This window comes from Streptomyces hirsutus (assembly GCF_001418415.1).
In the GTDB taxonomy this organism is placed as follows: Bacteria; Actinomycetota; Actinomycetes; order Streptomycetales; family Streptomycetaceae; genus Streptomyces; species Streptomyces hirsutus.
Window position 1 is genome coordinate 1 of the sequence record NZ_LIQT01000057.1, and the last position, 11,290, is coordinate 11,290.

An 11,290-nucleotide genomic window follows, 5' to 3' on the forward strand; every position below is an offset into this window, starting at 1 on the left:
GACGCTCCGTCGACCGGCGCGTCACTCCTGGTCGCGCCGGTCGACGGAGCGTCACCGTGAGCGCATGACCGCAACACAACCCCCTCTCACCGCACACCGGTTCGCGATGCGCTTCAGCTCGACTCCGCGAGGCGCCCGGCTGGCCCGGCACATGTGCGGGCACCGGCTGGACGTCTGGGGCGTGCCGTACGGCAGTGACGCGCACGACGTCGTCACGCTCGTCGCGGCCGAGCTGTGCGCCAACGCCGTACGGCACGGGCATGTGGCCGGCCGCGACTTCCACCTGCTGCTGACGGCCGACACCGCGACCGGAACCGTGCGCATCGAGGTGAGCGACACCCGTGGGGAACGTCTGCCGGCGCCTCCGTCCTCGCCGTCGGCCGACGGCGAGGACGGGCGCGGGCTGCTGCTCGTCGCGGCGTTGGCCGACCGGTGGGGGTGCTGCCCGCGCCGTTCGGGCGGGCCCGGCAAGACGGTCTGGGCGGAGTGCGCCGCGCCTGGCCTGATCTCACCGCCCCCGCTCCCGTAGACCGCTCCCTCGCCCGCCCCAACTGGACTCTTCCGTCGCTTACCGGCCAAGATGCCCCTGGATCACATCGGGCGCTCGACGGGCGAGGACGAGGGGCGGGGCGGGGCCACGTGCCGGACGACACACGACGGATCGCGGATCGGTACGACCTGCTCGAACCCCTCAGTCACGGCGGTATGGGCGACGTGTGGCGTGGTTTCGACGCGGTGCTGGACCGGCCCGTCGCCGTGAAGCTGGTGCGCCCCCAGGCAGTGACGTCGCCGCAGTTGGCCGAGGAGTTCGAGAAGCGGTTCCGGCGGGAGGCGCGGGTCACCGCGCGGATCCAGCACCCGGGCGTGCCGCAGGTGTACGACGCGGTGCTGGACGAGTCGTACGACCAGCTGTTCCTGGTGATGGAGCTGGTCGACGGCGTCCCGCTGACCGCGTACGTGCACCCGGGCGAACTCCTTCCGGTCAGCTGGGCGGTGGCCGTGGCCGCGCAGGTCGCCACGGTGCTGTCGCACGCGCACGAGGTGCCCGTGGTGCACCGGGACCTCAAGCCGAGCAACATCCTGGTGGCCCGGGACGGCACGGTGAAGGTGCTGGACTTCGGCATCGCGGCCATCCTGCGCACCGACGTCACCAAGCTGACGGCGACGGGCAGCCCCATCGGCACGTACCAGTACATGGCGCCGGAGCAGGTGCGGGGCGCGCGGGTCACCCCGAGCACCGACCTGTACGCGCTCGGATGCGTGCTGCACGAGCTGCTGTGCGGGCGACCGGTGTTCGCCGGGGACAGCGAGTTCCAGCTGATGACCCAGCACATCTCGGCCGCGCCGACACCGCTGCGGCAGCTGCGCGCGGAGGTGCCCGCGGAGCTGGAGGAACTCGTCCTGGACCTGCTCCGCAAGGCGCCCGAAGCGCGCCCGGTGGACGTGCAGGCGGTGTACGAGCGGCTGCGTCCGTTCCTGCCGTCGCCGACGGACGACGCGGAGGACACGGAGGACGCGCGGCTGCCGGGTGAGGCGGGCCCGGTCGGGGCGCCCGACCCGACCGGGGTGTTCCGCCGCCCGTACGCGCCCCGCTCGCGTGCCGGAGCCGTAGGCGCGCGGGCCACCGCGGCCGGCACCGGGCCCGACGCGGCAGGGGCTGCGGCGCCGATGCTGCCGCCCGCGCAGCGCGAGGAGCTGCGGGAGCAGATCCGCGAGGTGTACGAACACTGCGCCGCACTGTGGGACGAGGACCGCTTCTCGCAGGCCGCCGAGGTGGTCGGCGAGATGATCGAGACGGCGGCCCTGGTGCTCGGCTCGGAGAGCAAGGCGGTCCTCGCGCTGCGCAGGCGCCGGGCCTTCAGCCGTCAACTGGCCGGCGATCACCGGGCCGCGCTGCCGGAGTTCGAGGCGCTGGCCGACGCGTACGCCCGGGTCGCCGGCCCGCACCACGAGGCGACGCTGGACTGCCGGGCGCAGGCGGCCCGCTGCAACGGCGAACTGGGCCGGGCGACCGAGGCGTTGGCCGGACTGCGGGGCGTACTGGACTCCGTACGGTCGATCGACGGCGACGTCAGCGAGAACGCCGTGGAGCTGCGCCGCGACATCGGCATGCTGCTGCTCGCGCAGGGGCGGGCAGCGGAGGCGTTCAACGTCCTGGACCCGCTGCACGAGGACCTGTGCCTGGTGTTCGGCCCGGACCACGACCTCACGGCCGAGGTCGCCGAGACGCTGGCGGTGATCCGCCTGGACCTCGACGGCGACGCCTCCAGCTCGCCCACGTGAGTCCCCTTTCCCGGCCCCCCTCTGCCCCCAGCACGACGACTTCCTCGGCCCCTAGGATCGCTCCATGCCGCAGCTCGCCTTCGACATCGGCTTCTTTGCCGAACTCCCCAAGCTCCAGCCACCGGTCAGGAAGGGCGTGCTCGACGCCTGGGAGAAGTTCGACCGGCTCAGTCTCGACCAGCTCTTCAAGGATCCGGGGCTGAAGCTGGAGAGTCTGCAGAAGCCGCGGGACAAGCAGATCCGGACGATCCGCATCGACCTGTTCTGGCGTGGTGTCGTCCTCGCCCCGACGACCGGGGACACCTTCGTCCTGCTGCGGGTCATGCAGCACGACAAGGCGATCGCCTGGGCCAGGAAGCAGAAGTCCACGATCAACACGGTGACCCGGGCCGTGGAGATCCGGGACGCGGCCACCCTGGACGAGATCACGCCGGCGTACGAGCGGGTGGCACAGACCTCGCCGAAGGCGCGGCTGTTCGAGAAGTTCTCCGACGGGGACCTGAACGCGCTCGGCATCGACGCCGAGACGCTGCGGCAGGCCCGGTCGCTCGTCGACAAGGAGCAGCTGGAGGTCTTCGCGCCGCTGCTGCCACAGGACCAGCGCGAGGTGCTCCAGTACCTCGCGGAGGGCTGCACGGTCGAGGAGGTGTGGCAGGACATCGTCGCGCCCGCCCTCCAGGCGGCGACGCAGCCGGTCGACACACAGGACTTCGAGACGGCGATCCGGCACAGCCGGGCACGGATCGCGCTGGTCACGGCGTCGGAGGAGCTGCGGGACATCCTCGAGAAGCCCTTCGCGGCCTGGCGGGTGTTCCTGCACCCCTCGCAGCGGAAGGTGGCCTACCGGGCGTCGTACTCGGGGCCCGCGCAGGTCACCGGCGGGCCGGGCACCGGCAAGACCGTCGTAGCGCTGCACCGGGTCAAGCACCTGCTCGGGCACCTGCGTGACGGCGACCGCATCCTGCTCACGACGTACACCAACGCACTGGTCAACGCACTCCGTTCGGGCCTGGAGTCCCTGGTGGACGACCCGGAGCTGCGCGAGCGTGTGGACATCTCGACGGTGGACGGCTTCGCCAGCCGTGTCGTCGCGGAGGCGCCGGGCGCGGTGGCCCTGCGACCGCTGATGAGCAACGAGGAGGTGAGCCGCTGGGACAAGGCCGCCAAGGCGACGGGCTTCACCGGCAGCGCGCAGTTCCTCGCGCAGGAGTACCGGCACGTCGTCCTGGCCCAGGGCGTCGGCACCCTGGCCGAGTACGAGGCGGCGGACCGGCGGGGCCGCGGCAGTCGGCTGACGGCGGCCGAACGGCCGCTGGTGTGGGAGACGGTGGAGCGGTTCACGGCCGACCTCGCGGCAGACGGGTGCCGCACCTGGCTGCAGACGTGTGCGGAGGCGGCGCGGCTACTGGAGGCGAAGGGGCCGCAGTACCGGCACGTGGTGGTGGACGAGGCGCAGGACCTGCATCCGGCGCAGTGGCGCCTGCTGCGCGCGGCCGTCCCGGCCCGCCCGGACGACCTGTTCATCGCGGGCGACCCGCATCAGCGCATCTACGACTCGAAGGTGTCGTTGAAGTCGCTCGGCATCAAGGTGACCGGGCGGTCGGTGAAGCTGCGCAAGAACTACCGCAGTACACAGGAGATCCTGCGCTGGTCCACTGCACTGCTCATCGGCCGTCCGATCTCCCAGTTGGAGGACGACGGCCGCAACGAGACCCTGCTCGGGTACCGCTCCGCCCTGCACGGCGACGGGCCCGCCGTGCGGGGCGCGACGACCGAGGAGGCCGAACTTGACCTGCTCGTCGCCCAGGTGCGGGCGTGGATGGACGCGGGTGTCGGCGCCGGGGAGATCGGGGTGAGCGCCCGGTTCAACAAGACGTGCGGGAAGGCGGTGGCGCACCTGAAGGACGCCGGCATCCCCGCGGTGACGCTGCGCACCGCCACCGGCGAGTCCGCGGCGGCCGAGGCGACGGCCGTGCGGGTCGGGACGATGCACTCGTTCAAGGGGCTGGAGTTCCGCTGCGTCGCCGTGATCGGCGTCAACGACGAGGCGCTGCCGTTCCCGAAGGCGGTCACCCCGCCCGAGGTGGATCCCAAGCAGCACGAGACGGACCTGATGTCCGAACGCTGCCTGCTCTTCGTCGCCTGCACGCGGGCCCGGGACAGCCTGTACGTCTCCTGGCCGGGCGAACCGAGCCCGTTCCTGGCCGAGGCGGGCGTCACCGACGCCGCCTGAGCCGCCTCAGCCGGGTCGGCCTCCGGCAGCGGGTCCGCGCGGCAGCCTCCGGCTTCTCCGGAGTGCCGTGGCGGCCCCGCGGTGCCCGCCCGGGTGTGCTAGGGATGTTTCCATGTCACTGCCCCACGTGGTGCTCACGGACTCACAGGCCCGCCTGCTGGCGGAGCTGGTGCTCGCGCCCCTCCCGGTCCGGGAGGACGGTGACATCGCCACGGGGGTCAGTGAGGAAGAGGTGAGCGCGCGGGGTCTGGATCACGAGGTGACGCCGGCGGACCTGCGCCGGCTCGTCCTCCTCGGGCTTGTCGTGCCGGAAGCAGGGTGCGCGCGGGTCACCGATCTCGGCACGGCCGTTCACTACGAGGCGCAGCTCAGTGCCGCGCACGCCCGCCTCGGTGACGTGGTGCGCTTCGCCGATGCGGTGGAGAGGACATGTCCCCGCCTCGCCCCGACACTCCGTCTGCTGGCTCAGGGCGAGATCACTCTACGAGCAGCGGTCACCGCCGCGGCCGCTCCGGAGCAGTGCGGCTGACGCGCGGCTCGCACGAATCGATCACCGTTCAGTCATCGGGGAAGAGCCCGTCGACCGCCGGGTGCCGGGACTTGCGTGCTGAGGGGGGTACGGGCAGCACCCCCGCCGCTCTCAGTTCGTCCTCCGTCACCACCGGGCCGGCCAGAACCGCGGCGAGCAGGGCGTCCTGAGCAGGGGCGAGATCGGTCAGGCGGCGCAGGACCGAGAGCAGTTCGATGAGTTCAGTCGTCCACTCGGACGGCCAGGTGTCGACGTGGATGTCGTCGAGGAGACTGGTCTTCTTGCTGTTGGGTGAGGCCTTCCGGTAGCCGAACCACTTCTTGACGACCGGCATTCCGCCGACGTCGTACGTCCACACCGCTTCCGGCACGGGGGCGAACTTCCCCTCACCGACGTGCAGCGCCCCCGACTCGGCGTCGTGTCGTATCCGCTCGGGAAGCGTGTCGCCGATGTGGGTGTCGTACCGCACCCTGCGCGGGTCTCCGGACGGGAACTCCGGGCTGCCGACCGGGCGGTCCTGTGCGGGGTCGGCGCACCGGGCTCCGAAGGTGGACGCCCACAGGACCTGGCGGCCGAGGGCGACGGCCTCGTCCCAGAGGGCGCCGTCGCGGGTGAGCGGGAGCCGTACGCCCGGAGTCAGCAGTTCCTCGGTGAACCGCCGGGTGAAGGCGGAGTGCCCCGCGACGGCGACGGCGTACGCCGCCAGGTCCTCGGCCTCGATCCGGGCACGGCCGAGCGTCCGTGCGAGGTGGGGCAGGAGACCGGCCGCGGTGTTGACGGAGCCGTCGGGGTGCAGCAGCGGCATGGTGCGGCCGCCGCGGCCGTTGAAGTGGTGCGTGTCGGGGATCAGGTGCGTGGCGACCAGCGCGGGGCCGGAGTCGATCGGATGCGACGACTGCTGGTTGAGGAAGAGCTGTCCGCCGCGCTGGGCCGCCGCCCACAGGTCGGGGCGCGGATAGTCGAGTGCGCGGTTGTCGGCGATGAGGTGTTGGCGGTCGAAGCTGCGCAGGGCCATGAGCACGAGGTGCGGGGTGGTGTCGTGTTCCTCGGCGAGCGGATGCCTGGGAGTGGACTGGCCGGGTAACGGGTCTCGCCTGCCTGTCAGAGTCCGGTCACGCGTCTCCTTGAAGAGTTCCGCCTGGTGGGCCGGGTCGGACTCGCGTATCAGCGTCGCCCATCGGCGGCGCAGGATCTCCGCCGAGGGTGCGCTCACCCATGAACGGTTCGACGTGACACCCAGACTGCCCCAGGGAAACAGGTCGTTGAGCTCGGGGAACTCCTCCCAGCCCGACTCCGTCACCGGCGTCAGCGGCCGTGTCGGATGCGTGTGCGTGTCCCGCCATCCGTCGTCGTCCACCCGGATCGCCCGTAACTGGCGGAACTTGTCCGCACGCTTCCCCGACACGGCCCGGTAGTGCACGCGCGCCCGGTGCTCCGGTCCTCGTTCCGTCCCCGCCCGGCGGACGAAGACGAAGATGGCGAGCGGCTGGGCGACCCCTGGAAAGACGCGGGTGGCGACATCGGAACGCTGGCCCTCCGGAGAGAGGTTGACGATCCAGCCCTCGTCGCAGGTCCGCCGAAGATAGTCCCGCATACCGCGCCCGCCGGGACCGGTGGCCCACCCGGACGGGGTGATGAAGCAGACCACTCCGTGCCGGTCCTCGGCGTGGGCGTCGAACACCTTCCAGGTCGCCCACCGCCAGAAGTACACGTACATGTTCTTGAGGATGTGCTCGTAGCGGCCGTTGCCCGCGTGGCGGAAGTCGTCGAGCAGCGGCGTTTCCCTGCCGTCGGCGCGCTTCTCCACCCAGCCGCCGCGCCCCTCGGCCTTGTCGTCGTACGGCGGGTTGCCGGCGACGACGGTGATCGGGGTGTCCGCCTTGACCTTGTTGGCGCGTCTGCGCGACTGGGCGAGCGCCTCGTACGTGGATGCCAGGTACTCCTCCTCGGCGTACGGGTTGTCCAGGGTGTCCGTGACGAAGAGGTTGAGACCGCCCTCGGGCACCGGGACGCCGTACTTCTTGAGCAGGTCCGAGGCGCGCAGCTCGGCGACGGCGAAGGACCCCATCTGCAGTTCGAAGCCGTAGAGCCGGGAGGCGAGCCGCTGTACGGCGTCGCGGGCCATCGCCGGCCCGTGACGCTCGGCGGCCTGTTCGGCGACGCGCTCGATGACGGTGTGCAGGAAGGTGCCGGTGCCCATGGCGGGGTCGACGATCCGTACGTCGTCGTCGGCGAAGCCGTGTTCCCGGCCGAGTCGGGTGCGCAGGACGTCCTCGGTGAGACGGATCATCTCCTCGACCACTTCGCGGGGCGTGTAGTACGAGCCGCTCCTCTGACGCAGGCCCGGATCGTAGACCGTGAGGAAGTGCTCGTAGAGGTGGAGGTAGGCGTCCCGGTTCCCGCTGCGGACGGCCGGCCAGTCCACCTGCGCGACAGTACGCGTCAGCAGGTCGAGCGTGACGGTGAAGCGCGCGTTGACATTGTCCGTCAGGAGCTGGAGCGCCTTGCCCATGAGGGCGTGGCCGTCGTCCAGGCGGCGGCCGATCTCGTGGAAGGAGCCGGGCGCGAGCGGGATGCCTTCCGTGTGGGCCAGCAGGAGCGAGAAGGTGACGGTCTGGGCGAAACCGTCGGCGAAGGTCCCGTCGTCGGCAGACGGGAAGAGGTAGCGGCGCCAGTCGTTCTTGAGGCCGGTGAAGGGTCGTGCGCACACATCGTCGTCGGGCGCGGACGACCTGGCCTCGGCCGCCAGCTGTTCCTGAACGGCAGCCCGCAGCAGCCTGCACAGGCGGGCGATCTCCTGCACGAGGCGGGCGACGTGTCTGATCGGCTCGGGTTTCCACCCGAGGAACTGCTGGAGCAGCGCGTCGAAGGCCAGTGGGTCGGGTACGGCGAGTTTCTCGCCCGCGCTCCGCAGCGAGCCGGCGAAGAACACCGTCTCGCCGACCTGCCGACCGCCACGGAAGAGCCGCCACTCCGTGCCGTTCGAGTACAGCAGGTTGGGCAGGTCCCGGAGCTTGTGCCACTGCTCCCGGTTGCCGCGGCCGAAGGTGTCCGGATCGACGGACAGCCCTGGGCGCTTGAGTTCGACGTAGCCGCTGATCTCCCCGTCCACGCTCACCGCGTAGTCGGGCCGGACACCGAGATCCGGCAGCGGGTACTCGTCGTGCCAGCTCACCCGGTGCTGTTCGTGGTGTTCGCTCACCACTCGGAGCAGGACTTCCAGCGGTCCGCGAATCGCGGCCTCCTGGCCACCGCCCCCGGACAGCTTGTCCTTGCACATACCACCGAACTGCGACACGGCAGCACGAAGCCACCCGTACTGGTCCCCACCCATGGTCCCCCCAAGGACACGATCACTGACACCGGCGCACGGTCCCCGGGGCCCCCACCGCGTCCATGCTGACAAGGACATGGCGGTGCGTCAGCCCTCTGGACGACCTTCCCGGTGGTGTATGCACTCAGCAAAGGGCGCGCGCCACGATGACACGCCCCCGCTCACACTCCAGCTCGCGCACCCGACAGGAGCGGGCCCCGTTCACGGGGCGGCCTCACCGGCCCAACGAAAGCCACACCAGACAAGCAAACATTGAAAGCACTGTCAATCCATAAGCCGTGGTTGACTCTTGACACACCTCGCCAAGCACATGTGACTGGCACGCCACTCCACCAGCGACTCCCTGGACGTGCCGCTCCGCAACGCCGGCCACTGAAGGCCATCCGGCTTCTCGCGATGCCCCGCGCCCCGCCAGCCGCCGCACGGCGTCCCGCCGCGACCAGGCAGCTCGGGACGACGGCCGCGAGCACGCAGCCATCGCACCCTCACCGACATTCGAACACACCTCCCCCTCGAGCATTGGAGATTGACAGTGCTTTCACCGTCATGGTTAGGTGCTCATGCTTCCGGTGGTGGCTGGGGGGCCACCACCGGAAGCACATGTCCCCCCAATGCCCCATGGGCATCCAGCGCCAACGCGTCGTCCCGCACTTGAGCCGTGGCCTCGGATTCGGCCCACGGCCCGAAGCCGGGCATCCCGTTCCGTCACACGTCAGGAAAACCGTGAAGATCAAGCGTGTCCGCATCGAGAACTTCTGCTGCCTGCGCAGCCTCGATGTCTCCTTCGACTCCATCACCTCGCTCATCGGCCCGACGGGCGTCGGCAAGTCCACCGTCCTGCGTGCTCTCGACTGGTTCTTCAACGGAGAGAAGGGCGGCACCCTCAGCGAGGAGGACGTCCACTCGGCCGCGGAGACCCAGCGGATCCGTGTGGAGGTCGAGTTCGACGGGCTCACCGATTCCGACCGCGCCGCGCTCGGCCACTACGCGCCGGAAGGCGTGGAGAGCCTGAGCATCTGGCGCACCTGGGAGAACGGGGAGGACCGCATCACGGGCAAGGCCCTGGCCTATTCCCCCTTCGAGCAGATCCGGCAGGGCACCGGAAGCCGGGAGAAGACCGCCGCGTACAAGGCCTTACGCGACAGCGACCCGGCACTCGACCTGCCCCCCGTCCGCAGCTGGGACAACGCCGAAACGGAGATGCGTTCCTGGGAGGCGAGGCACCGCGACCGGCTCACCGAAGCCGAGGTCGAGAGCACGCAGTTCTTCGGCTTCGCCGGCCAGGGAGTGCTCGGCAAGCTGATCGACTTCGTCTTCATCTCCGCCGACCTGCGGGCGTACGAGGAGACCGACGACAACAAAGCGTCCGTGGTGGGCCGGATCCTCGAGCACGCGGTCGACCGCTCAGAGGCGGAAGCCCAGTTCACGGCCATCGACGAGGACGCCCGGGCGGCGCGCGAGAAGGTGCACGAGGAGATCTACGCGCCAGTGCTCACGCATCTGTCCGGTGCCCTCTCCCAGGAGGTCGCCCGCTTCACCACCGGACGGCACGTCGTCGTCACCCCGACGGCCCAGGTCCCGAAGCGGACCAGGACCGCGTTCGCCGTCAACATCCGCGACGGAGCGGCCCTCACGCCGGTTCGGCGCCAGGGCCACGGATTCCAGCGCGCGCTGATCATCGCCGCGCTCCGGTACCTCTCGGAATGCCGCCGTCCCGAAAGCGGCACGCGTTCCCTGTTCCTGGCGATCGAGGAGCCCGAGCTGTTCCAGCACCCGGCGCAGACCAGGGTCTTCGCGCAGGTGCTGCGCAGCCTGGTCGAGTCGGCCGAGGACCAGACCCAGGTGATGTACGCGACCCACAGCCCGGTGTTCATCAACCCGAGCGACTACCGGCAGGTCCGCAGGCTGTACCGCGTCCCCGGCGGCGACCACCCCGAAGTGCATCTGTGGGAACTCACCGAAGCGCAGTTGCGGCAGTCGCTCGACGGATACGTGGAAGAGAAGTCGATCGCGCGGCGAGGGGCCACCCGCTATGTGAAGGACCTCGCCGAGGCACTGTTCGCCAACGTCACCGTCGTGGTCGAGGGCGTGACGGACGAAGGCATCCTCCTCGCCTTCGCCGAGCGTCAGGGGCTCAACCTCGGAGCCGAAGGCATCTGCGTGTTGAACGCCGAGGGCAAGGACAACATGCTCCTCTGCCACGCCATCCTCACCGGCTTCGGCGTGCACTGCTACCTCGTCTTCGACGCGGACACAGGGCCGAAGAACCAGGCCGGTCCGGCCAACGAGAGCCAGGAGAAAAGGGAGAAGAGGGATACGAGGCTTCGGGAGTCGAGCGGGAAGAACAAAAAGATCTTCGACTACCTGCGCGTTCTCACTGCGGCAAGCCCTTCGACCGTATCCGAAGCGAGTTACACGGTCTTCGAGGACGACCTCGAAACGTACCTCAAGGACGACTGGCCCGCGTGGACCGCCCGCTGCCAGGAGTTGATCAAGCAGGGTGCCGGCTACGTCCAGGGCAAGCACGTGCCGACGTACGCCGAAGCCGCGCGCACCGCCAACGGTGAGCCGAAGGTGCTGCACTCGCTGCTGGAAAACGCCATGGACCTGATCAGACAGCCGATGCCCCGGCCGTAGCACCTCTCCTTTCCCCCGGACTCGTTGCCGCGGCTCCCGTGTCCCCTGGTAGGACCGGCCCAGCCCGTTCTTGGCAGAAGCGGGGCCGAGGTGTCGGACCGGGGGTAAAAAGTGCTGGAGAAGGAACACCAGGGCCAAGGGCGGCACGTCAAATCTGTCCTGCCCGAGGTGCCCTGATACAGCCGTTGGCCCGGCTTCCGGTGATGCGGGCCAGGTCATCGATGTGGCCGAATACGGCATGCGGTGTTGATCGCGTCCACGGAGCCCCCGAGGA

General features: G+C 70.1%; 6 protein-coding genes. 5 read left to right on the top strand and 1 reads right to left on the bottom strand.

What is annotated here, in order from left to right; all coding sequences use genetic code 11:
• Window positions 1-64: 64 nt before the first annotated feature.
• From AOK11_RS04995 to AOK11_RS05010, 4 genes are all read left to right on the top strand, one after another.
• Window positions 65-529, top strand: a complete 465-nt coding sequence (locus AOK11_RS04995; protein WP_055592402.1) for an ATP-binding protein — start codon at window positions 65-67, stop codon at window positions 527-529.
• A gap of 110 nt (window positions 530-639) precedes the next feature.
• Complete coding sequence (locus AOK11_RS05000) at window positions 640-2,283, top strand: serine/threonine-protein kinase (protein WP_055592403.1); 1,644 nt, start codon at window positions 640-642, stop codon at window positions 2,281-2,283.
• Between the two features lie 64 nt (window positions 2,284-2,347).
• Window positions 2,348-4,516 carry a UvrD-helicase domain-containing protein gene (locus AOK11_RS05005; RefSeq protein WP_055592404.1) on the top strand — a complete coding sequence of 723 codons (2,169 nt, stop codon included), beginning with the start codon at window positions 2,348-2,350 and terminating at the stop codon, window positions 4,514-4,516.
• 112 nt (window positions 4,517-4,628) lie between these two features.
• Entirely contained in the window at window positions 4,629-5,045 is a 417-nt protein-coding gene (locus AOK11_RS05010; RefSeq protein ID WP_055592405.1) for a hypothetical protein, read from the top strand.
• A 28-nt stretch (window positions 5,046-5,073) separates the two neighbouring features.
• Here the strand turns inward: AOK11_RS05010 and AOK11_RS42685 are convergent, their stop codons facing one another.
• Window positions 5,074-8,343, bottom strand: a complete 3,270-nt coding sequence (locus AOK11_RS42685) for a type ISP restriction/modification enzyme (protein ID WP_157869284.1) — start codon at window positions 8,341-8,343, stop codon at window positions 5,074-5,076.
• A 759-nt stretch (window positions 8,344-9,102) separates the two neighbouring features.
• Here AOK11_RS42685 and AOK11_RS05020 point away from each other — a divergent pair.
• Window positions 9,103-11,016, top strand: a complete 1,914-nt coding sequence (locus AOK11_RS05020) for an ATP-dependent nuclease (RefSeq protein ID WP_063793417.1) — start codon at window positions 9,103-9,105, stop codon at window positions 11,014-11,016.
• The last annotated feature ends 274 nt before the right edge of the window (window positions 11,017-11,290 follow it).

Bases quoted from the DNA above. Each gene is read 5' to 3' on its own strand.
- AOK11_RS05010 (WP_055592405.1), top strand. From the start codon at position 4,629: ATGTCACTGCCCCACGTGGTGCTCACGGACTCACAGGCCCGCCTGCTG.
- AOK11_RS04995 (WP_055592402.1), top strand. From the start codon at position 65: ATGACCGCAACACAACCCCCTCTCACCGCACACCGGTTCGCGATGCGC.
- AOK11_RS05005 (WP_055592404.1), top strand. From the start codon at position 2,348: ATGCCGCAGCTCGCCTTCGACATCGGCTTCTTTGCCGAACTCCCCAAG.